Origin of the sequence: Actinoplanes sp. CA-030573 (assembly GCF_050951115.1) — a bacterium.
Lineage (GTDB): Bacteria > Actinomycetota > Actinomycetes > Mycobacteriales > Micromonosporaceae > Actinoplanes.
On the sequence record NZ_CP192038.1, the window covers coordinates 4,124,257 to 4,144,430 of the forward strand.

Below are 20,174 nucleotides of genomic sequence, written 5' to 3' on the forward strand. Positions count from 1 at the left end.
GCGACAGGGGCGGACGAGGAGTAGAACAAGACACGTGACAATTCGGCTCGGATACCAGATCCCGAACTTCACCTATCCCGGCGTATCGGAGGGCGACCTCTTCGCGACCGTGGCGGCTCAGGCCCAGGAGGCGGAGGCGTCCGGCTTCGACACCGTGCTGGTGATGGACCACTTCTATCAGCTGCCCGGCATCGGCACGCCGGACCAGGCGATGCTCGAGTCGTACACGACGCTCGGCGCGCTCGCCTCGGCGACCTCGACCATTCAGCTTTCCACGCTCGTGACGGGCAACACGTACCGCAATCCGGCCCTGACCGCGAAGACGGTGACCACCCTCGACGTCGTCTCGAAGGGGCGCGCGATCCTCGGCATCGGAGCCGGGTGGTTCGAGCGAGAGCACCACGACTACGGCTTCGAGTTCGGCACGTTCGCGGAGCGGTTCGAGCGGCTCGAGGAGGCCCTCGAGATCATCGCGCCGATGCTGCGCGGGGAGCCGGCGACCTTCGCCGGCAAGTGGTACACGGCGCACGAGGCCATGAACAACCCCCGCGTGCGGCCGAAGATCCCGATCATGCTGGGCGGTGGCGGCGAGAAGAAGACGTTCCGGCTGGCCGCCCGGTTCGCCGACCACATGAACATCATCTGCGACATCGGCGACCTGTCGCGCAAGGTCCAGGTGCTGCGGGAGCGGTGCGAGGAGGCCGGGCGCGACCCGGCGACGCTGCCCACCAGCTATCTGACGATGGGACTGGTCGGCGAGGACGAGGCCGAGGCGAAGCAGCTGGCCGGGCTGGTGCCGGCCGACCGCCGCGACCGGGTCTTCCTCGGCACCCTCGACCAGGTCGCCGAGCAGCTGCACGAGAAGGTGCTCGGCGCCGGCGTCGACGGCATCACCATCAACCTCGTGCCCAACGGGCACCGGCCCGGCATGGTGAGCCGGGTCGGCGCCGCGCTCAAGCCGCTGGTCGGCTAGGAAAGGCCCGGGGACCACGGGCGGAACGCGTTGGCCTCGTCGGGCAGAGCCCCGGCGAGGCCCGGGCAGTGCCGCTTGATCAGGGCGGTCATCGTGGTCTTCTCGACGTGGTCGAGGCCGAACTGCGTGTAGATCTCGGGGCGGTAGTCGGCGGTCAGGAAGCGGTCGCTCTGCAGGCGGCGGGACGCCATCAGGATGAAGACCCGGAACGCGGTGTCGGAGAAGCCGAACCCTTCGGGCGGTGTCTCCGAGAAGAGGCCGACCATGGTGTCCACCTCGTCGACGCTGCGATAGACGGCACGGAGACGGCGTACGGTGTCGGGATCGCGGTTGAGGTCTTCGAACCGCTCGATCCGGGGCAGGTGCAGCGCCTCGCGGAAGTCGTTGTACCGCGGCACGCCCCGCCGGCGGGTGCGCACGAGGTCGACCACCGACAGGTCGATCACCTCGTCGTCGCGCACGAGCTCGAGCAGCGAGCGGGGATAGTTGTGCAGCGTGATCGCGCCGGGATGGACGTTGCCGAACGAGTAGAGCACATTGGACAGACCGACCTCGCGCATCACGTCGTCGGCCTTGTCTCCCAACAGGTTCAAGAAGCCGTCCTGGCGGACGACCGAGCCGTCCGCCGCGTCGCGGAAGGTGTACTCGTCCGGGATCAGCGGATGCATGCGATAGACCGTGATGAAATCCTCGGTCAATGAGTACGGCGTGCCGTGGTGGTCCGGAACCGTCTTCGGGATGCCCTTGAGCGTGTGGACGTCGGTCAGCCAGACGTCGAACCGGGTGAGCCAGTCGTTCGCCGGTACGCCGTTCCAGTTCACGTGCATGGCCCGGTCGAGCACCGGCGTGTTGAGGATGGCCGGCGTCCACTCCACCGTGTGTATCTTGGCGATCATCGCCGCCACGATCAGGCGCGCGGTCTGGTAGAGGCGCTCGTCGTCCCATTCCGGGTTCCGCGCCCGCAGCTCGTCGCAGAGCAGGTTGTGCTCGCGGGCGAACAGCGTGTGCATGCTGCTCAGGCCCAGCCACCACGCCTCGTTGAAGCCGGTGATCTCCGAGCCGCGTACGTCGACCGGCAGGTAACCCTCGGGCGTGAGCCGCAGCTTGGGACCGTCGCGCAGGGCCCGGGCCTTGACCGTGTCGGTGCCGTAGACCTCGGAGCCGTCCCACCAGTGCGACGCCACGTTGCCGTACAGGATCTCGACGCCGTCCGTCCCGATGCCCTTGGCGATGTTGCCGCCGATGCGCATCTCCGGCTCGAGCGGTCCGCCCGGCGTGTTGCGCCAGCCCGGCACGTCCGGCGGCAGCGGCACCCGCACGTCGTCGACGCCGAGCGGGTGCCGGGCGTGCACCACCCAGTCATGCACCTGGAATTGGATCCAGGTGGCGGCCAGCATGTTGAGCGTGGTCGCCGGGATGAACTCGCGGCGATGCAACAGCTCCCGGCTCACCACGACCGGGTTGGGCTCGTCGGCCAGGTCCGGGCGGTTGACGCCGGGCACGTTGCGCCCGAAGGCCGATCCGACGGCGCCCATCGGCGGGTCCGACAGATCGTTGTGGGTGCCCTCGTGCGTACGGAATCGGCGCTGCTGTTCATCGGCTTTCTCCGGCGCCTTCCGTACGCGCGGAGGCGCCTCCCGGACCTCGGTGTCGATAAGGTTCTCCCGGCGCAGCACGTCCCGCAGGGTGGCCAGGTTGAGCAATGAGATCGCCGAGGGCAGCCGGTGCCAGGGGACCACCTTGTTGACGGCGCCGAAGATGCCACGCATGGCCGCGCTCGCGATCCGGTTGCGCAGCGGCAGCTCGGTGAGCCAGCGCTCGCGGTCCCGGTGGGCGGCGCTCGCGTCGTAGGCGGCCTTGCGGACCCGGTTGAGGTTGCCGAGCGGGCGGAACTCCTCGGTGGTGTTCCACGGGTTGAGGCGCAGGGCGCGGGCGGCCTCGCTGTCGGTGCTGCCGGCCCGGATGGTCAGGATCGCGACCGGCTCGGGCGGCGCACCCGGGTCGCGCCAGTCGACCGACGCGTCCTCGATCGGGGTCTCGCTCGGGTCGCGGAAGCGCTGGACGCACAGCTCGAACCGCACGTCGCCGAGGGCGAGCCGGTGCGCCATCTCCCGGCCCAGGAAGTCGGGGTCGCCGGCCGGCGGGCGCGGCGCGACCGGCGTGCCGGCATACGGCCGCAGCAGGTATTGCACGGCTTGCTCGCCGCCCCACGTGATCGGGGTGCGGCTCCAGTACGTCTCGGTCGCGACGCTGGTGATGCGGGTGCGGCCGGCCAGCACGTTGCGCACCATGCGGACGGTCTCGCCGGGGCCGATCACGAAGACGAGCCGAAGCAGGCCGAGGTAGCGCTCGACGCCGCCACCCGCCGTGGCCAGCGCGAACTCGGTGAACTGCCGGGCGTCGCGGGCGTGCGCGACGGGCGCGCTGGTCATCAGCAGGTCGTGCGTCTCGTCGGCCGAGACGTGCACGCGCAGGCCGGCGCCGCGCAGGTCGGGCTCGTGGTCGTCGAGGATCCGGCCCTCCGCGTTGCTGAAGCGGACCGCCGTCCGGTAGACCGCGCCGGGCTGCGCGAAACCGGCCCGCAGCTCCGGCGGCAGGTCGAGGAACCGCAGCTCGGCGTCGTCGACGGCGAAGGTGACCTTGGCCTGGAAGCCGGCCTGGATCGGGCCGCCCTTCGCGTTCCGGGCCTGGGTCCGCATGATCTTCACGGCCATCGCCTCGAAGATCGCCCGCTCGGCCCGCGGCGAACCGCCCAGATAGGTCTCCTGCCAGCGCGCCCTGGTCCCCGTGGTCATCGCGTCCACCTCCGCTCGACGTAAGCGCGTCCATCGAAGCGCATCCTGGCCGGGAAGCAGGGATTTTGTCGGTTTGCCGATCCGAAATTCCGCGGCGGCCGGATGCGGCAGGATGGGCCCGATGGACTGGTGGTGGAAGACGCTGATCGGGATCGGTGTGGGCCTGGTGCTGATCTGGGTCGCGCTGCTTATCGCCCTGCTCGTCGCCAAGCCCGGCCGGGGTCAGCTCAAGGAGGCGCTGCGGCTGCTGCCCGACCTGCTGCGGCTGCTGCGGCGGCTGGCCGCCGACCGGAGCCTGCCGCGCGGCGTACGGGTGCGGCTCGGGCTGTTGATCGCCTACCTGGCGGTTCCGTTCGACCTGATTCCCGACTTCATCCCGGTGCTGGGTTACGCCGACGACGCGATCATCGTGGTCGCGGCGCTGCGGTCGACCGTGCGCCGCGCGGGGCTGGATGCCGTCCGGGCGCATTGGCCGGGAACGGACGACGGCTTCGCGGCGCTCTGCCGGCTCACCGGACTCGACCGCTAGGCCGAGCGCGTCAGCCGTTCTGCGGCGACGTGATCGCGATGAAGTTGATCGATAGCGGCAGCTTGCGCGGCACCACGCCGTCCGGCCACTCGATCTTCACCCGTACCACCAGCTGCTTGGGCTGCGGCGTGACGTCGAGCACGGAGAAGATCGCCGCGCCCATCTTGGGCACGCCGCCCTCCTCGGGCGAGGCCGTCATCTCGGTGGCCGAGGCGACGACCCGCATGTCCGCCGTCATGAACGGGTCGTCGAGCGATACCCGGTGCACCCCGGGCCCGAGCGGCTCGGGCGGGAAGCCACGACCGCTGTACATGCTCATCATCGCGTCGTACTGGACGGCTGCCGGATCCATGGCGGTTCTCCTCACGGTGGAGGGTGACTTCCACCGAGTCTCTCCCGATGGCCGCGCGCGTCGCATCCTCCGCCCGGCCGGGGATCCCGGCGCCGGACGTAGTGGACGATGTCCTCCCAGTCGGGTTCGAGCGCGTCGGGGAGCAGGCCCGCCGCGACGGCGCAGCGGGCGCTCGCCACGTTGCCCGGCTCGATGCCGGCGGCGAAGAGCACCACGTCGGCCACCTCGGGCGCGGCCATGAGGGCGCGGATCGTGGCGGCGCCGAAGCCCCGGCGCCGGCGGGCCGGGTCGACCACGTAGGCGAAGCCCATCGCCGGGCCCGGCTCCACGCGGTCGACGACCGGGCCGTCCGGGCCCTCGGTGTAGCGGCACCAGCGGTCGTAGACGTCGCCGCCGATGTGGGCCACCGCGACGCCCGTCTCGTCGTACGCCAGCCATGAATGCACCCGCAGCGCGCGCCGGCCGCGGAAGACCTCGCCGATGTTCGCGTCGATCCGGAACTGGAGCGCGGGCCACTCCGGGCCGCCCAGCCAGCGGTTGACCTCGGGGTCGTGGAACCACGGCTGGACCGTCGGCAGAAGGTCCTCGGTGAACGGCCGCAGCACGACGGATGGCATGCCGAGCAGTGTGCCGCAACCGGGCCGCTCCCCAAACCCTCCCGCGCCCGCACCCGCGGCCACTCACTCTCGCTCCCGACGACCACCAGGGGAGGAGCGGCCGCCGCATGACCAGACGACATATCACCGCACCGATCGTTGCCATCGCCGCGTTGGCCATGACCGTGATCGGGCCGACGGCCCCGGCCGGCGCCGCCGTGCCGGACGTCGCGCTGCGATGGGCGTACCTGATGAAGCGCAGTTTGAACGTCGCGCCGCAGACCGCGGTGTACCGGAAGCAGCTCGCGACGCAGCAGGTCGCGGTCAAGGCCAGGGCCGCCGAGATGGCCACCGCGCAGACCGCGGACAACGCCGCGCGGGCCCGCCTCGCCACCGCGACCACCGCCGACCGGGCGGCCCGGAGCCGGGTCGCCGCCGCCCAGAAGGCGCGCCTGGCCGCCAAGCAGGAGCTGGGCCGGGCCGAGAAGCTGAAGCCGCGCAACCAGGCCGCGGTCAACCGGGCGCGGACAGCGCTCGCCGCCGCCAACGGGGCGGTCAACCTGCGGACCAAGGAGGCGCAGCGGGTCGCGGCCAACCTGGCGGCCCACACGGCCGCCGCCAACGCCGCCGCCGCGACGCTGCGGACCGCCACCGGCGCCTGGAACGCCGCCGGCGCGGCCGTCGCCGACACCCAGCAGAAGATCGTCGCGCTCGGGAACGCGGCCGGCCTCGCCGCGATGGCCTCCAAAATCAGCAAGGACGTGGTGACCCAGGTGCGCCCCGGCTTCACCGTGGCCGACACCACCCAGGTCTACGGCGTGACCGTGCACAAGGCGGTCGCGGTGCCGTTCAAGCGGATGGTCGACGACGCCAAGGCGGCCGGCATCGCGATCTCGGCCGGCGGCTTCCGCACCAAGGAGCGCCAGATCGAGCTGCGGAAGATCAACGGCTGCCCGGACATCTGGACCGCGCCGGCGTCGTCGTGCCGGGTGCCGACCGCGATCCCGGGACGCTCGCTGCACGAGCTCGGGCTGGCCGTCGACATCACGTCCGGCGGCAAGACGATCAACTCCAAGACCCCGGCGTTCGCGTGGCTGTCCACGCACGCCGCCGCGTACGGCTTCGTGAACCTGCCGTCCGAGGCGTGGCACTGGAGCATCACCGGCGGCTGAGCCGATCCGCCGGGGTGACCAGGTGAGCGGCGGCGGGCAGCAGGGCGTCCGCCGCCGCGGACAACGCCGGGTCGCCGGTCAGCCGGCCGAGCTCGTCCAGCGTCAGCAACTCGGTCTCGGCGTCGCCGGCGGCGCGGGCGTCGGCCAGGACCCGTTCCAGCGCGGGCCGGTCGTCGTCGAGGGCGGCCAGCAGCAACGCCGACAGCAGGTCGCCGTCGCCGCCGCCCGCCGTCGCGTACCGGGCGCGGGCCACCCGCAGGTCGGCCCGGCACTCGTCGAGCCGCCCCAGCGCCCGCAGCACCCGGGCCCGGCGGGTGCGGGCGAACGCCACCCCGCGCATCTCACCCACGCGCTCGGCGGTGGCGGCGGCCCGGTCCAACGTGTCCAGTGCCGCGACCGGCGCGCCGTCCTGCTGCTGCGCCCGTCCGAGGTTGGCCAGGTGCAGCGCCTCGGCGGCGGCGAAACCGAGCCGATGGGCGGCGCCGGCGGCCCGGGTCAGGTGCGCGACCGCGTCGGCGAACCGGTGCTCGGCCTGCGCCAGCCCGCCCAGCAGCGCCTCGGCGTGACTCAGCGCCCACGCGTCGTCCAGAAGGGACAGTGCCTCGTCGCAGGCGGCGCGGGCACCGGCGGTGTCGCCCAGGGCGATGCGCGACCAGGCGACCAGCAGGCAGGCGGCGCCGCGCTCCCAGCCCCTGGCGACCGGCCGGAACTCGTCGAGCGCCGCCAGCGCCTCGGCCGGGCGGCCCTGCTGGCTGTGCAGGAACGCCCGGAACAACAGGGTCCGGGGGAGCGGCGCGAGCGCGCGGGCGGCGGCGACGTCGGCGAAGGCGCGGTCGAGATCGCCGCCCGAGGCCTCGAACCAGGCCGCGAACAACAGCGCGTCGACCCGGTCGCCGACGGGCGCGTCCGGGGCGGCGTCGATCTCGGCCGACTCGGCCCGGACGAAGGCGAGATGCTCGGCCTGCGCGGGGCCACGCAGGCCCGCGGACGCACGCGACGCTGCCGCGCCGTAGAAAGCCGCGTGGGCCGCCGACGCCGCGTCGTAGAAGGCCGCACGCGACGCGGCGGCGCCGTAGGAATCCGCGGGGACGGCGAGCTGCTCCCGGGCGAACGCGCGCACGCTCTCCAGCAACCGGTAGCGGACCGCGCCGCCGGACATCGAGGCCGAGGTCAGTGAGCGGTCGACGAGCCGATCCAGCACATCGAGGGCGGCATCTGCCGGTACGCCGAGCGCCACCATCACCGCATCGGCGGCCTCGAGCGGCGCGCCCGACGCGAAGACGGACAGCGCCTGCAGGCCGCGCCGGTCGTCCGGGGACAGCAGGTCGTAACTCCAGCCGATCGCCGCGCGCAGCGTGCGTTGCCGGGCCGGAAGCCGGCTGTTCGGGTCGGTCAGCACCGTGAACCGGTCGTCGAGGCGGCGCGCGATCTCGGGCGGGGGGAGCGCCTTGGCCCGGGCGGCGGCGAGCTCGATGGCGAGCGGGAGCCCGTCGAGCCGGCGGACCACGGCGGCGACGTCCTCGCCGGCGGCGATCGGGCGGTGGCGCGAGGCGCGATCCCGGAACAGCTCGGCGGCGAAGACGGGCGGCAACGGCTTCACCGCGTACGTCATCTCGCCCGGAATGTGCAGGGGGACCTGACTCGTGGCAAGGATCGTGACGCCGGGCGCGGCCCCGAGGATCCGCTCCACCACCGGGACCAGGCGGTCGGCGAGGTGCTCGCAGTTGTCGAGGATCAGCAGCGTGCGCAGGCCGCGCAGGCGGTCGAGAACCATGGCCCCGGTCGCCTCGGCGATGCCGAACGCCGCGCCGATCGCCGGCCACAGGGAGCCGGCGGACTCGAGCCGGACCAGCCACCCGCCGGTACGAGCGAGGGCGAGCCGCGTCTTGCCCACACCGGCCGGCCCGACCAGGGTCACGAGCCGCGACTCATCCAATAAAAGCGATATTTCGGAAATGTCGGAAGCGCGCCCGACGATCGACTCCGAGAGTGCCGGCAGGTTACCGGCCGGCGGCGCCAGGGCCGCGTCCTGCACGAGGATCCGCCGTTCCAGGTCGCGCAACGACGGTCCGGGGTCCACGCCCAGTTCGCCGGCCAGCGTCGCCCGCGCCCGCCGGCAGGCGGCAAGCGCTTCCCCCTGCCGCCCGTCCCGATAGAGGGCGGTGATCAGCAGCTCCCACAACGCCTCCCGCAACGGATGAGCGGCCACCAGCGTCTCCAGCTCCGCGATCGAGCCGTGCTCCGCGTAGTGCGCCTCGGCCAGCCTCAGCCGGGCGTCGGTCAGCCGCGCCCGCCACGGCTCCAGCCACGCGCCGTCGCCCGCATCGGGCAGCAGGACGTCGCCCCGGAACAGCGCCAGCCCCTCGCCGGCCGGAATCTCGGCCAGCCGCAGCGCCTCCAGGGCGTCCACCGCGGCCGGCTCGACGTGCAGGGTGTAGCGGAAGCCGTCCCCGCTGACCAGCGACGGATCGCCGAGCGCACGCCGCAGCTTGGAGACCTTGGCCTGCAACGAGTTCCGGCTCACCGGCGCGCCCGCCCAGAGGTCCTCGATCAGCCGGTCGGCCCGCACCGGCCGCCCGGCCTCCAGCGCCAGGCGGATCAGCACCTCGGTCGTCTTGCCGCCCGGCACGGCCACGCGCGCGTTCCCGAGGCGCACCTCGACCGGGCCCAGAACCGCCACGACCAGCACTGACGCAGCATAGGCCGGGTTGCGTCAGCGCAGCGTCAGCCGTTGCGGCGAGAGTCGCGGCATGAACCGTAAGCTGACCGCCGCGCTGCTCCTCGCCGCCGCCGTGCTCACCAACGTCGCCTTCACCGCCCTCGGCCGGATCTTCGACTATCCCGACGTCCTCAAAAAGCCCACCGGCGAGATCCTCGCCGCCTTCACCGCCCATCGGACGGCCGTCGTCGGCTGGTTCGTCGTGCTGGCGCTCTCGGCCGCTCTCTTCGCGCCGATCGCGGTGGGCGTCGGCCGCCTCGCGACGAACCGCGTCATGCGCGCCGCCGTGCCGATCGGGATCGCCGCCGCGGTGGTCCAGGTGGTGGGCCTCTCCCGCTGGGCGATCCTGGTTCCCGGGTACGCCGCCCGCGGCGACCGGGATGCCTTCGAGACCGCCCATCACGTCCTCGGCACGCTGATCGGCGAGACGCTCGGTTACGCGCTGACGGCCGCGTGGACGGTGCTGGTGCTGGCCGCGCTCGGCCGCGCCTTCGCCGGCCTGTGGTTCGTCGTCCTCGGCGCTGCCGCCGCGATCCTCATCGCCACCGGCGTCGTGTCGCCGCTCGGCGCGCCCGGCGTCGACCTCCTGAACTTCGTGGGTTACGTCCTCTGGAGCGTGTGGCTGGTGGCCTTCGGCGTCGTCCTGCTGCGACGCCCGGCGCGGGCCGGCGGCGGTGTGAACGTTCCCATTGCCACGTCCGCGGCCTCCTGACAACCGAAGGTGGCACTGATCGCACAAAGTCCCCGCGCCCTGGTCCCGGCGCCGGGACCGGCATAGGTTCCGGTGAGGAAGCACTCCGAAGGGGGAGACGATGGGTTACATCACCACGACCGACGGCACGGAGATCTTCTACAAGGACTGGGGCTCGGGGCAGCCCATCGTGTTCAGCCACGGCTGGCCGCTGTCGGCCGACGACTGGGACACGCAGATGCTGTTCTTCGTGCGCAACGGCTTCCGCGTCATCGCCCACGACCGGCGGGGCCACGGCCGTTCGACGCAGACGAGCGACGGCCACGACATGGACCACTACGCCGACGACCTGGCGGCGCTGACCGCCCACCTCGACCTGCACGACGCGGTCCACGTGGGCCACTCGACCGGCGGCGGCGAGGTCGCCCACTACATCGGACGCCACGGCGAGAGCCGGGTGGCCAAGGCGGTGCTGATCAGCGCGGTTCCGCCGATCATGGTGCAGACCGAGGCCAACCCGGGCGGCCTGCCCAAGAAGGTCTTCGACGACCTGCAGAGCGCCCTGGCCGCGAACCGATCGGTCTTCTACCGCGACCTCGCGTCCGGCCCGTTCTACGGCTTCAACCGCGACGGCGTCGAGCCGTCCGAGGCGATCATCGAGAACTGGTGGCGCCAGGGCATGATGGGCGGCGCGAAGGCGCACTACGACGGCATCGTCGCGTTCTCGCAGACCGACTTCACCGAGGACCTCAAGAAGATCAGCGTTCCGGTCCTGGTCATGCACGGCGACGACGACCAGATCGTGCCCTACGCCGACTCGGCCCCGCTCTCCGCGCAGCTGGTGCAGAACGGCACGCTGAAGACGTACGCGGGCTTCCCGCACGGCATGCCCACCACCCAGGCCGACACCATCAACGCCGACCTGCTCGAGTTCATCCGGTCCTGAGCCACGGCCGCAGCTTCTCGGGGTTGCGGACGGCCCAGATCCGGGTGATCCGGCCGTCCGCGACCTCGACGGCGATGACGGCCGCGGTGTTTCCCTCGCGCTGGGCGACAATGCCGGCGCGGCCGTTGACCGTACGCTCGGAGAGCGTCAATCCCGGAGCGAACAGCGCGAGATCCACGGCGTAGCGCGCGATCGCATCGGCCCCCTCGATCGGCCGGAGCGCCGCCCGGACCTGCCCGCCCCCGTCCGCGACCATGACCGCGTCCGGATCGAGCAGCCCGACCAGAGCGCCGATGTCCCGCGCCTCCCACGCCCGCTTGAACGCCCGCACCACCCGCGCCTGCTCCTGAGCGCCTTGGGCCGCGCGCGGTTCGGCCGCGCTTTGCGCCGCGCCCGGGCGGGGCACGCCCGGATGCGAAGCGGCGATCCGCTTGCGGGCCGTGGACGCCAGCCGGCGGCAGGCCACCGGTGTGCGCCCGACGATCTCGGCCACCTCGGCGAACGGGTAGCCGAACACGTCGTGCAGCACGAACGCGACCCGCTCGGCCGGGGTCATCTCCTCCAGCACCACCAGGAACGCCATGCTCACCGACTCGTCGAGCGTGATGCGATCGGCCGGATCGTCCGGTGCGGCGCCGGGTGACGGGACCGGCTCCGGCAGCCACGCGCCGACGTATCGCTCGCGGCGGGCGCGTGCCGACTTCAGCTGGTCGAGGCAGATGCGGCCGGCGACCCGGGTCAGCCAACCGCCGGGGTTGCCGACGGCGTCACGGTCGGCCGGCGCCTGGGCGTACCAGCGCGCGTAGGTTTCCTGCACCACGTCCTCGGCGTCGGCCAGCGAGCCCAGCAGCCGGTAGGCCAGGTTGATCAGCTGCCGGCGCTCACTCATGATCGCGGCCAGTCCCGGGTCGGTCATGTCCCTCCGACGACGCGGCGGCTCGAAACGTGACGCGAAGCGCCGCCCGCCCAGTATGCGCGGACTCGTGCACGTAACCATCTCGTGTCATCCGCCACAAACGCGCCGCTCCGGAGCGGCTCGGCGAGATAGTTCCCGGGGACCGGTGAGCGCGCCGGCCGGAGTGGCGACGCCCTGGCGAGAGGAGCTCGGAGTTGTGACGGCCCACCGCCGAGCCCGTTTCGACGACCTGGTCACGGGACGGGCGCTCGCCTTCCCGCCGCCGCGCCGGGTGATCGCCGCCGGCCGCCCGGCGGACGTGCCCGCGGCGCTGGCCGAGGTCGAGCGGCTGACCGCCGCGGGGGAGTGGGCCTACGGCTACGTCTCCTACGAGGCCGCGCCGGCGTTCGATCCGGCCCTGGTCGTGGCCGCTCCGGCCGCCGGCGATCCGCCGCTGGTGTGGTTCGGCGTGGGCGGTCCGCCGGCGCCGGTGCCGCCGATCGCACCGGACCGGGCCTCGCCGGGGGAGAGGCGGCCCGGGGCGGGCGCTCTAGAGGAGGCGAGGCAACCCGGGGCGGGTGCTCTCGAGTGGGCGCCGGCGTGGACCGACCAGCAGCACGCGCGGGCGGTCGAGCGGGTCCGCGAGCACATCGCGGCCGGGGACACCTATCAGTGCAATCTCACCGACCGGCTGCGCGCGGCGGCGACGGGTGACCCGTTCGACCTCTACCGGCAGATCGCCGGCGCCCAGGGTGGGGCCTTCAACGCGTACCTGGACCTGGGTCGTTTCGTTGTCGCCAGCGCCAGCCCGGAGCTCTTCTTCGACTGGACCGGCGACCGCATCCGGACGCGGCCGATGAAGGGCACCACGACGCGCGGCGCCGATCCGGCCGACGACGCCGAGCGGGCGCAGCGGCTGCGGGCCAGCCCCAAGGAGCAGGCCGAGAACCTGATGATCGTCGACCTGCTGCGGAACGACCTGTCGCGCGTCGCCACCGTCGGCAGCGTCGAGGTGACCGAGCTGTTCGCGCTCGAGGCCTACCCGACGGTGTGGCAGATGGTCTCCGAGATCGCGGCGTCGGTGCGGCCGGGAACCGGGCTGGCCGACGTCTTCCGGGCGCTCTTCCCGTGCGGCTCGGTGACCGGCGCGCCCAAGGCTCGCAGCATGGGCATCATCCGCGACCTGGAGAGCGGGCCGCGCGGCGTCTACTGCGGGGCGGTCGGCATGGTGGCGCCCCCGGCCGCGGAGTTCAGGGCGCGGTTCAACGTCGCCATCCGTACGGCAATGGTGGATCGCCGTTCCGGAACAGCCACCTACGGCGCGGGCGGCGGCATCACGTGGGGATCGGACGCGGCCGCCGAGCGGGCCGAGCTGCTGGCCAAGACGGCGGTGCTGAACCCGCGCGGCCAGGAGGCGTACGTGTGACCGTTCGTGTCATGTCACCCGCACGTGGCCTCCGGCCTTGATCGAATGTGAACTACCATTCGCGTGTGGACGACCTCGACACGACGGTGGCGCACCCGGCCCGGCGCTACAACTACTGGCTCGGCGGCAAGGACCACTTCGCGGCCGACCGGGAGTCCGGCGACCAGCTCGAGGCCCTGTTTCCCAAGGTCCGGCTGGGCGCGCTGGCCAACCGGGCCTTCCTGCAGCGGGCGACCCGGTTCCTCGCGGCCGAGGCCGGCATCCGTCAGTTCCTGGACATCGGCACCGGCCTGCCGACCGCCGACAACACGCACGAGGTGGCCCAGTCGGTGGCTCCCGAGAGCCGCGTCGTCTACGTCGACAACGACCCGATGGTCATGGTCCACGCCCGGGCGCTGCTCACCAGCAGCCCCGAGGGCCGCACCGCGTACATCGAGGCCGACCTGAACGACCCGGCGTCGATCCTGCGCCACCCGACCGTCGCCGACACCCTGGACATGTCGCAGCCGGTCGGCCTGATGCTGATCGCGGTCCTGCACTTCATCCGCGGGCACGGCGCCGCCGCCCCCATCGTGCGCCGGCTGGTCGGGGCGCTGCCGTCCGGCAGCTACCTGGTCGCCACCCACGCCACCAGCGACTTCGGCACCCCCGAGCAGCAGCGCCTCTACCAGCAGCTGCTGGACGAGGGCAAGTCCGACGTGTGGACCCGCTCGAGGGACGAGTTCGCCACCCTCTTCGAGGGCCTCGAGCTGGTCGAGCCCGGCATCGTCCCGGCGAGCGAGTGGCGTCCCGAGCCGGGCACCGTCATCCCCGAGCGGTCCGACATCAACATCTGGGTGGCCGCGGCCCGTAAGCCGTGAACGGGGCGGTGCTCGCCGGGCGGGCGGTGGTCCTGTTCGCCGTCACCAACGTCGACGACATCCTCGTGCTCGCGCTGTTCTTCGCGCGGGGCGCCGGGCAGGCGCGGACGACCCGGAACATCGCCGCCGGCCAGTACCTGGGCTTCGCCGGGATCCTGGCCGTGGCCGTCGCCGCCGCGTTCGGGGCGACGCTGCTGCCCGACGAGGTCCTGCCCTATCTCGGGCTCCTGCCGATCGCGCTCGGGGTCAAGGCCGCGATCCAGGCGTGGCGCCGGGACGGCGACGGCGAACCGGACGCGCCGGCCGCGCCCCGGACGCCGGGCATGCTCGAGGTCGCCTCGGTCACCTTCGCCAACGGCGGCGACAACATCGGCGTGTACGTGCCGGTCTTCGCCACCGCGGGCGCCGGCGGCACCGCCGTCTACGTGGTCGTCTTCCTGGCCCTGGTCGCCGTGTGGGTGGCCGCCGGCCGGTTCTTCGCCACCCGGCCGGTGATCGCGAAGGCGCTCGGCCGCTGGGGCCACATCCTGCTGCCGGTCGTGCTGATCGCCATCGGCCTGCTGATCCTGCTCGGCGGATAGCGGCGGGCCTACGGCCGGGCCCGCTTGACCAGGGCGATGGCCTCCTCGCGGGTGGCGACGCCCAGCTTGCCGAGCATCTCCGAGACCCGGTTACGGATGGTCTTGGGCGCCAGGAACAGGCGGGCCGCCACCTGGGATGTGGTCAGGCCCTGAGCCAGTAGCTCGAGGATCTCCAGGTCGCGGGAGTCGAGGGCGGCCAGCGCGCCGGGCGGCGGGGCGGCGGCCGCGGCGGCGACCACTGCGGCCTGGGCGCCGCGGCCGATCACCATGCTGCCGCGGGCGGCGGCATGGATGGCGGCCAGCACGTCGTCCGGGTCGGAGTCCTTCAGCAGGTAACCGTCCAGTCCCGCGCCCAGGCTGCGGACCACGAACCGGTCGCCGGCGTGCATGGTGAAGACGACCACCCGCAGGGCCGGCCAGCGCCGCTTGAGGGTGGCGCCCAGGGTGATGCCGTCCCCGTCGGGGAGGTTCACGTCGAGCAGGGCGACGGCCGGCTCGGTGGTCACGGCCAGAGCCTCGGTCATCGATCTGGCGGCCGCCACCAGCGACAGGCCGCCGTCGGACTCGATAAGCGCGGCGAGACCGGAGAGGACGATCGGGTGGTCGTCCACCACAAGCACCCCGATCATGCCGGCAGCTCCAGCCGAAGCCGGGTCCCGGTTCCGCCGGCGGTGACGTCGAGGACGCCGCCCAGCTCCTCGGCACGCCGGCGCAGGGACGAGAGGCCCACGCCGTACGCGATGGGTCCGCCCTCGCCGTCGTCGCCGACCTCGGCGACGACGCCCCCGCCGGCGAGGCCGCGCACCGACACGGTCACCCGCTCGGCCCGGGCGTGCCGCAGGGCGTTCGTCACGCCCTCGGCCACCGAGCGGTAGACCGCGACTGCCACCTCGGGGGAGACCGCGCGGTCGAGCGAGACCGCCAGCGTGACGGCCGGACCGGTGCCGTCGAACGAGCCGACCAGCGCGCCCAGGGCCCCGGCCAGGTCGCCGTCGGCGAGCACCGAGGGAGCCAGGCCGGAGACAATCCGCCGCAGGTCGCCGCGGCAGTCGGCAAGCTCGGCGGCCAGCGCCTCCAGCAGCGGTCGCCGCCCACGACCAGCGGATGCAGCACACCCTCTTCGGGTTCGTCCGGGCCGAGCACCAGCCCCACCCGGCGGTGGCCGCTGGCCGTCGCGACCATCGCGGCGGCCTTGCCGAGCAGCTCGCGGGCGTCGGTCAGCGTGTGCAGGTCGGCGGTGATCTCGGCGACGTCGGCCGGGGTCAGCTCGCCACGCCCGTAGCGGCGCTGCACGTAGGCACGGCGCAGCCACAGACCGCCGGGAAGCACGAGCGCGGTCGTGACGACCGCGGCGAACGCGCCGGACAGGTCGGGCTTGGGCAGCCCGGTCCGGGTGCCGATGACCCGCAGCAGGGTGCCCACTCCGGCCCCGCAGGCGATCGTGGCAGCGGCGATTCCGGCGTCGACCAGCACGGCGGACCAGAGGACGAACCAGATCAAGCGGCGCCGGGCCATCCGGTCGGCGGGACGGTCCATCGCCCAGGCGATCAGCGCGAACGCGGCGACGACGGGCGCGAGGCCGAGAAGCTCCCAGCGTGCCTCGATCCGGCCCCAGCCGGCCCGCCCGGCGCTGAGCGCCACCACGGCCGGGACGGCGGCCAGCGCGGCCAGCGTGCGACCGGGCCGCGACCGCGGATCGCGGTCGAGCAGAAGTGCCCCGGCGAGGCCGAAGGCGGGCCAGCCCAGGGCGCGCACGGCCGCGGAGGGAACCGTGTCGCCGGTGAAGCCGAGCAGGCCCGGCGCGATGCCGGCCCGGGACGCTCGCGCCGCCACGGTGGACGCATCACCGCACCGCCGTCGAACGGAGGCATCAGCCATGTCCACCACTACCACCGCCACCAGCAGCGTCCGTACGAGCCGCGGCGTCTCCGGCCCGATCCTGGTCGGAAGCGCCTTCCTGCTCTCCACCGTCCTCAACATCGGCTTCCAGCTGGCCGAGATCGCGTTCACCGACACCGATCCCCATCGGCCCCAGGGCCCGATCGAGAGCATCGTCAGCATCTCGGTGGTCGGGGTGGCCGGCCTGATCCTGGCCCTCGCCGTTGCCCTGCCGCTGGTGCGCGACCCGGCGAAGGCCAAAGTCGGCGCAATCGTGCTCGGCTCGCTGGCGCTGATCTCGGCGCCGCTCTTCTGGTCGGGCGCACCGGCCGTTCTCGGCGCCGCGGCGGCGTGGCTGGCCGGGCTCACGAAGGGCGGCACGCCGCTGACCGGGGCGGCCCGCGGCTTCGGCATCGTCGGCTTCGTGGTCGCGGTCCTGGTCGTGGTGGCCACGATCGTCGGCGGCCTCTCAGCGATCATCGGCTGAGAGCCGGGGCCCGAGGCCGCCTCGCCGGGGAGGCGGGGAGGCGGCCTTCCGTCTCAGAGTGAGACACGAACCGCCATCGGCCCGGAGTTACATGAGCCCATGGCGGATCCGACCACGTTCGCGCAGGTAGCCGGGATGGTCGCCGGGCTCGGCGCGCTCGGCATGCTGGTGGCGGCGCTCAACCTGGTGGCGCTGCGGGTGGTGCGGGCCGACGAGGTGCCCGCTTACGTGCAGACCCGCATCCGCTGGTGGACCGCGCACAACACGGCTTTCCTCGTGCTCTGCGCGGCCCTCACGGTGATCGGCCTGGCCGGCCTCGCCGCTGCCTAGAAGAACACCTCCCACAGCAGGTACGCGTTCAGCCCGATGATCAGGGCGGCGATGAGCCCGGCGGTGACGGTCGTCGGGCGCGAGTTCACGAAGACGCCCATGATGTCCCGTCGCCGGGTCACCAGCAGCAGCGGGACCAGGGCGAACGGGATGCCGAACGACAGCACGACCTGGGAGATGACCAGGCTGTCGGTCGGCGGCAGGCCCAGCGCCAGCACCGTGAGGGCGGGCGCCATCGTCACCGCGCGGCGGACGAACAGCGGGATGCGTCGCCGGATGAAGCCCTGCATGACAATCTGGCCCGCGTACGTGCCGACGCTCGAGGAGGAAAGTCCGGAGGCGAGCAACGCCACCGCGAAGGCCAGCGCCGCACCGCCGCCGACCATGCGGCCGAGGCCGTCGTGCGCCGACTGGATGGCATCCCCCGAGAGGGAACCGGTGCCGTGGAAGAGCGAGGCCGCGACCACCAGCATGGTCAGGTTGATCAGGCCGGCCGCGCCGAGGCCGATCAGCACGTCGAGGCGCTGGAATCGGAGCAGCTCGCGGCGCTCGCCGTCGTCGCGGCAGGCCACCCGGGACTTGGTCAGCGCGGAGTGCAGGTAGACCACGTGCGGCATGACGGTCGCGCCGATGATGCCGCAGACCAGGAGCAGGCTGTCGCCGCCGGCCAGCCGCGGCACCAGCCCCGATGCCACGCCCGACGGGGAAGCACCGACCACGACCAGGTCGTACAGGAAACCGAGCAGGACGATGCCGAGAAGGCCGGCAATCGCCAGTTCGAAGCGGCGGTAGCCGCGCTGCTCGAGCGCCAGGATGCCGAACGCGACCAGCGCCGTGAGCAGCCCGGCCGGGAACAACGGCACGTGGAAGAGCAGGTAGAGCCCGACCGCCGCGCCCAGGAACTCGGCCAGGTCGGTCGCCATCGCGATGATCTCGGCCTGCGCCCACAGGCCGAGCGAGACCGGCCGGGGGAGATGCTCGCGGCACAGCTCGGGCAGGTCGCGCCCGGTGGCCACGCCGGCCTTGGCCGACAGGTACTGCACCAGCATGGCGGTCAGGTTGGCCACGACGATGACCCAGACCAGCGTGTAGCCGAAGTGGGCGCCGGCGGTGAAGTTGGTGGCGAAGTTGCCGGGATCCACGTAGGCGACGGCGGCGACGAAGGCGGGGCCGAGCAGGGTGATGGAACCCCGAGCCCGCATCTGGCGGAATGCGGACTCGGGTACCGCGACGCTCATCTACGCGACCGAGGGGCCGAGGCCCAGCGACTGCGGGGTGCTGGCGTCGGGCGAGGGCTGCCGCAGACCCTCGTCGAGCTCGCCGATCTCGGTCATCAGCGCGGGACTGCCGCCCCACGGCGTCTGCTCCTCGGCCACCAGGGTGTTGGTGGTGAGCAGCAGGCCGGCGACCGACGCGCCGTTCTGCAGGGCCGAGCGGGCCACCCGCAACGGGTCGACGATGCCCATGTCGATCATGTTCCCGTACCGGCCCTGCAGCGCGTCGAAGCCCTCGTCGGCGCCGAGCTGGGTCACCCGGGTGACCACCTCCTGGCCGGAGAAGCCGGCGTTGGTGGCGATCAGGAACGTGGGCTCGGGCAGCGCCCGCCGGACGATCTCCACCCCGGTCAGGTAGTCCTCGTCCTTGATCTCCAGGCCGTCGAGCGCGTCCGCGGCGTGCAGCAGCGCCGCGCCGCCGCCGGCCACGATCCCCTCGGCCATCGCCGCCCGGGTCGCCGACAGCGCGTCCTCGACCCGGTGCTGCAGCTCCTTGAGCTCGGCCGGCGTCGGCGCGCCGACATGGATCACCGCGACCTTGCCGGTCAGCGCGCCGATCCGCTCGGTCAGCACGTCCTCGTCGGCGCCGAAGGTGGCCCGTTCGAGCTCGGCCCGCAGCTGGGTGACCCGGAAGTCGATGTCCTCGGGGGAGCCGCCGCCACCGACGATCGCGGTGCGCTCCGATTCGACCCGCACCTGGTCGGCCCGGCCGAGCTGGTCGAGCGTCATGGTCTCGAGGGTGAATCCGGAGTGCCGGCTGTAGACGGCGCCGCCGGTGATCGCGGCGATGTCCTCGAGCTTGTGCAGCCGCCGGTCGCCGAAGCCGGGCGCGCGCACGGCCACACATTGGAAGATGCCGTTGACGTGATTGTGCGTCAGCATCGACAGCGCGGTGCCCTCGACGTTCTCGGCGATGATGACGAGCGGCCGCGGCGCCCGCATGATCTTGTCGAGCAGCGGCATGAGCTGCTGCACCTTGGTGATCTTCTCGCTGCAGAGCAGGATGTACGGGTCGTCGACGATCGCCTGGAGCCGGCCCGGGTCGGTCACCATGTAGGGCGACAGGTACCCGTTGTCGAACTCGAAGCCCTCCACGAAGTCGACGCTCATCCCGTGCCGCTGCGACTCCTCGACGGTCACGATGCCGCCGTCGCCGACCGTGTGCAGCGCCTTCGCGATCACCGAGCCCACCACGTCGTCGTCGTTGGCCGAGATCGCCGCCACCCGGGTCAGCTCCGGTTCGCTGCTCACCGGGCGGGCCGCCGTGCGCAACCGGTCGACGAGCCGGTCCACGGCAAGATCAACACCGCGCTTCACCAGTACGGGGTTCGCGCCGCGGCCGATGGCCGACATGCCCTCGCGGACGATCGCCTGGGCGATCACCGTCGCGGTCGTGGTCCCGTCGCCGACGATGTCGTTGGTCTTGATCGCCGCCTCCTTGACCAGCTGGGCGCCCATGTTCTCGAACTGGTCCTTGAGGTGGATCTCCCGGGCGATCGTCACGCCGTCGTTGGTGACCACGGGCGAGCCGGTGATCTTCTCGATGATGACGTTGCGGCCCTTGGGCCCGAGCGTCGACTTGACCGCCTCGGCCAGCTTGTCGACGCCGGTCTGCAGGAGGGTTCGCGCGTCCGCGCCGAAACGAAGTTCCTTGGCCATCGGTGGTCGTC

Annotated in this window: 20 protein-coding genes; 10 read left to right on the forward strand and 10 right to left on the reverse strand. The window is 72.7% G+C overall.

Annotated elements, in window-relative coordinates; all coding sequences use genetic code 11:
• Nucleotides 1-34: 34 nt before the first annotated feature.
• A complete protein-coding gene (locus ACQP2F_RS19130; RefSeq protein ID WP_433305831.1) occupies nucleotides 35-973 on the forward strand; it encodes an LLM class F420-dependent oxidoreductase in 939 nt (312 codons plus the stop codon).
• On the opposite strand, the gene ACQP2F_RS19135 is transcribed toward ACQP2F_RS19130, so the two are convergent.
• Entirely contained in the window at nucleotides 970-3,768 is a 2,799-nt protein-coding gene (locus ACQP2F_RS19135) for a peroxidase family protein (protein WP_433305833.1), read from the reverse strand. The two genes, ACQP2F_RS19130 and ACQP2F_RS19135, sit on opposite strands and share 4 nt — an antisense overlap.
• Before the next feature lie 121 nt (nucleotides 3,769-3,889).
• Here ACQP2F_RS19135 and ACQP2F_RS19140 point away from each other — a divergent pair, with 121 nt between their 5' ends.
• The gene (locus ACQP2F_RS19140) at nucleotides 3,890-4,297 is read left to right on the forward strand and encodes a YkvA family protein (RefSeq protein WP_433305835.1); all 408 of its coding nucleotides are present in this window, start codon (nucleotides 3,890-3,892) and stop codon (nucleotides 4,295-4,297) included.
• Between the two features lie 10 nt (nucleotides 4,298-4,307).
• Here ACQP2F_RS19140 and ACQP2F_RS19145 read toward each other — a convergent pair whose 3' ends face one another.
• Nucleotides 4,308-4,649 carry a hypothetical protein gene (locus tag ACQP2F_RS19145; RefSeq protein ID WP_433305837.1) on the reverse strand — a complete coding sequence of 114 codons (342 nt, stop codon included), beginning with the start codon at nucleotides 4,647-4,649 and terminating at the stop codon, nucleotides 4,308-4,310.
• An 11-nt stretch (nucleotides 4,650-4,660) separates the two neighbouring features.
• Entirely contained in the window at nucleotides 4,661-5,266 is a 606-nt protein-coding gene (locus tag ACQP2F_RS19150) for a GNAT family N-acetyltransferase (RefSeq protein ID WP_433305839.1), read from the reverse strand.
• A gap of 107 nt (nucleotides 5,267-5,373) precedes the next feature.
• Here ACQP2F_RS19150 and ACQP2F_RS19155 point away from each other — a divergent pair, with 107 nt between their 5' ends.
• On the forward strand, nucleotides 5,374-6,417 hold the full coding sequence (locus ACQP2F_RS19155; protein WP_433305841.1) for a M15 family metallopeptidase: 1,044 nt from the start codon (nucleotides 5,374-5,376) through the stop codon (nucleotides 6,415-6,417).
• Here the strand turns inward: ACQP2F_RS19155 and ACQP2F_RS19160 are convergent.
• The gene (locus tag ACQP2F_RS19160; protein ID WP_433305843.1) at nucleotides 6,404-9,106 is read right to left on the reverse strand and encodes a BTAD domain-containing putative transcriptional regulator; all 2,703 of its coding nucleotides are present in this window, start codon (nucleotides 9,104-9,106) and stop codon (nucleotides 6,404-6,406) included. The two genes, ACQP2F_RS19155 and ACQP2F_RS19160, sit on opposite strands and share 14 nt — an antisense overlap.
• Before the next feature lie 61 nt (nucleotides 9,107-9,167).
• Here ACQP2F_RS19160 and ACQP2F_RS19165 point away from each other — a divergent pair, with 61 nt between their 5' ends.
• Together ACQP2F_RS19165 and ACQP2F_RS19170 are read left to right on the forward strand one after the other, a co-directional pair.
• Nucleotides 9,168-9,848 carry a hypothetical protein gene (locus ACQP2F_RS19165; protein ID WP_433305845.1) on the forward strand — a complete coding sequence of 227 codons (681 nt, stop codon included), beginning with the start codon at nucleotides 9,168-9,170 and terminating at the stop codon, nucleotides 9,846-9,848.
• A gap of 100 nt (nucleotides 9,849-9,948) precedes the next feature.
• On the forward strand, nucleotides 9,949-10,773 hold the full coding sequence (locus tag ACQP2F_RS19170) for an alpha/beta fold hydrolase (RefSeq protein ID WP_433305847.1): 825 nt from the start codon (nucleotides 9,949-9,951) through the stop codon (nucleotides 10,771-10,773).
• Here the strand turns inward: ACQP2F_RS19170 and sigJ are convergent.
• Complete coding sequence (sigJ, locus tag ACQP2F_RS19175) at nucleotides 10,760-11,689, reverse strand: RNA polymerase sigma factor SigJ (RefSeq protein WP_433305849.1); 930 nt, start codon at nucleotides 11,687-11,689, stop codon at nucleotides 10,760-10,762. The genes ACQP2F_RS19170 and sigJ overlap by 14 nt on opposite strands.
• A gap of 196 nt (nucleotides 11,690-11,885) precedes the next feature.
• On the opposite strand from sigJ, the gene pabB reads away from it, so the two are divergent.
• From pabB to ACQP2F_RS19190, 3 genes are all read left to right on the forward strand, one after another.
• On the forward strand, nucleotides 11,886-13,094 hold the full coding sequence (pabB, locus tag ACQP2F_RS19180) for an aminodeoxychorismate synthase component I (protein ID WP_433305851.1): 1,209 nt from the start codon (nucleotides 11,886-11,888) through the stop codon (nucleotides 13,092-13,094).
• A 65-nt stretch (nucleotides 13,095-13,159) separates the two neighbouring features.
• Nucleotides 13,160-13,954 (forward strand): SAM-dependent methyltransferase, encoded by a 795-nt coding sequence (locus ACQP2F_RS19185; RefSeq protein ID WP_433305853.1) that lies wholly within the window; start codon nucleotides 13,160-13,162, stop codon nucleotides 13,952-13,954.
• Complete coding sequence (locus ACQP2F_RS19190) at nucleotides 13,951-14,535, forward strand: cadmium resistance transporter (RefSeq protein ID WP_433305854.1); 585 nt, start codon at nucleotides 13,951-13,953, stop codon at nucleotides 14,533-14,535. Before ACQP2F_RS19185 ends, ACQP2F_RS19190 begins: the two co-directional genes overlap by 4 nt.
• Nucleotides 14,536-14,543: 8 nt before the next feature.
• On the opposite strand, the gene ACQP2F_RS19195 is transcribed toward ACQP2F_RS19190, so the two are convergent.
• Genes ACQP2F_RS19195 through ACQP2F_RS19205 form a run of 3 tightly spaced genes read right to left on the reverse strand, consistent with a single transcriptional unit; the run spans nucleotide 14,544 to nucleotide 16,368 of the window.
• Nucleotides 14,544-15,164, reverse strand: a complete 621-nt coding sequence (locus ACQP2F_RS19195; protein WP_433305856.1) for a response regulator — start codon at nucleotides 15,162-15,164, stop codon at nucleotides 14,544-14,546.
• Complete coding sequence (locus ACQP2F_RS19200) at nucleotides 15,161-15,424, reverse strand: ATP-binding protein (protein WP_433305858.1); 264 nt, start codon at nucleotides 15,422-15,424, stop codon at nucleotides 15,161-15,163. Before ACQP2F_RS19200 ends, ACQP2F_RS19195 begins: the two co-directional genes overlap by 4 nt.
• Nucleotides 15,385-16,368, reverse strand: coding sequence for a hypothetical protein (locus ACQP2F_RS19205; RefSeq protein ID WP_433305860.1), 984 nt, complete (start codon nucleotides 16,366-16,368; stop codon nucleotides 15,385-15,387). Before ACQP2F_RS19205 ends, ACQP2F_RS19200 begins: the two co-directional genes overlap by 40 nt.
• A gap of 43 nt (nucleotides 16,369-16,411) precedes the next feature.
• Here ACQP2F_RS19205 and ACQP2F_RS19210 point away from each other — a divergent pair, with 43 nt between their 5' ends.
• Together ACQP2F_RS19210 and ACQP2F_RS19215 are read left to right on the forward strand one after the other, a co-directional pair.
• A complete protein-coding gene (locus ACQP2F_RS19210; RefSeq protein WP_433305862.1) occupies nucleotides 16,412-16,900 on the forward strand; it encodes a hypothetical protein in 489 nt (162 codons plus the stop codon).
• A 99-nt stretch (nucleotides 16,901-16,999) separates the two neighbouring features.
• Nucleotides 17,000-17,230 carry a hypothetical protein gene (locus ACQP2F_RS19215; protein ID WP_433305864.1) on the forward strand — a complete coding sequence of 77 codons (231 nt, stop codon included), beginning with the start codon at nucleotides 17,000-17,002 and terminating at the stop codon, nucleotides 17,228-17,230.
• Here the strand turns inward: ACQP2F_RS19215 and ACQP2F_RS19220 are convergent.
• Both ACQP2F_RS19220 and groL read right to left on the reverse strand, forming a co-directional pair.
• Nucleotides 17,227-18,468 (reverse strand): Nramp family divalent metal transporter, encoded by a 1,242-nt coding sequence (locus tag ACQP2F_RS19220; RefSeq protein ID WP_433305866.1) that lies wholly within the window; start codon nucleotides 18,466-18,468, stop codon nucleotides 17,227-17,229. The genes ACQP2F_RS19215 and ACQP2F_RS19220 overlap by 4 nt on opposite strands.
• Entirely contained in the window at nucleotides 18,469-20,163 is a 1,695-nt protein-coding gene (gene groL / locus ACQP2F_RS19225; RefSeq protein ID WP_433305868.1) for a chaperonin GroEL, read from the reverse strand.
• Between the last annotated feature and the right edge of the window lie 11 nt (nucleotides 20,164-20,174).

Coding starts and splice junctions, on each gene's coding strand:
- ACQP2F_RS19145 (WP_433305837.1), bottom strand. CDS start 4,649: ATGGATCCGGCAGCCGTCCAGTACGACGCGATGATGAGCATGTACAGC.
- groL (WP_433305868.1), bottom strand. CDS start 20,163: ATGGCCAAGGAACTTCGTTTCGGCGCGGACGCGCGAACCCTCCTGCAG.
- ACQP2F_RS19170 (WP_433305847.1), top strand. CDS start 9,949: ATGGGTTACATCACCACGACCGACGGCACGGAGATCTTCTACAAGGAC.
- ACQP2F_RS19150 (WP_433305839.1), bottom strand. CDS start 5,266: ATGCCATCCGTCGTGCTGCGGCCGTTCACCGAGGACCTTCTGCCGACG.
- sigJ (WP_433305849.1), bottom strand. CDS start 11,689: ATGACCGACCCGGGACTGGCCGCGATCATGAGTGAGCGCCGGCAGCTG.
- ACQP2F_RS19220 (WP_433305866.1), bottom strand. CDS start 18,468: ATGAGCGTCGCGGTACCCGAGTCCGCATTCCGCCAGATGCGGGCTCGG.
- ACQP2F_RS19140 (WP_433305835.1), top strand. CDS start 3,890: ATGGACTGGTGGTGGAAGACGCTGATCGGGATCGGTGTGGGCCTGGTG.
- ACQP2F_RS19210 (WP_433305862.1), top strand. CDS start 16,412: ATGTCCACCACTACCACCGCCACCAGCAGCGTCCGTACGAGCCGCGGC.
- ACQP2F_RS19215 (WP_433305864.1), top strand. CDS start 17,000: ATGGCGGATCCGACCACGTTCGCGCAGGTAGCCGGGATGGTCGCCGGG.
- ACQP2F_RS19155 (WP_433305841.1), top strand. CDS start 5,374: ATGACCAGACGACATATCACCGCACCGATCGTTGCCATCGCCGCGTTG.
- ACQP2F_RS19165 (WP_433305845.1), top strand. CDS start 9,168: ATGAACCGTAAGCTGACCGCCGCGCTGCTCCTCGCCGCCGCCGTGCTC.
- ACQP2F_RS19135 (WP_433305833.1), bottom strand. CDS start 3,768: ATGACCACGGGGACCAGGGCGCGCTGGCAGGAGACCTATCTGGGCGGT.
- ACQP2F_RS19195 (WP_433305856.1), bottom strand. CDS start 15,164: ATGATCGGGGTGCTTGTGGTGGACGACCACCCGATCGTCCTCTCCGGT.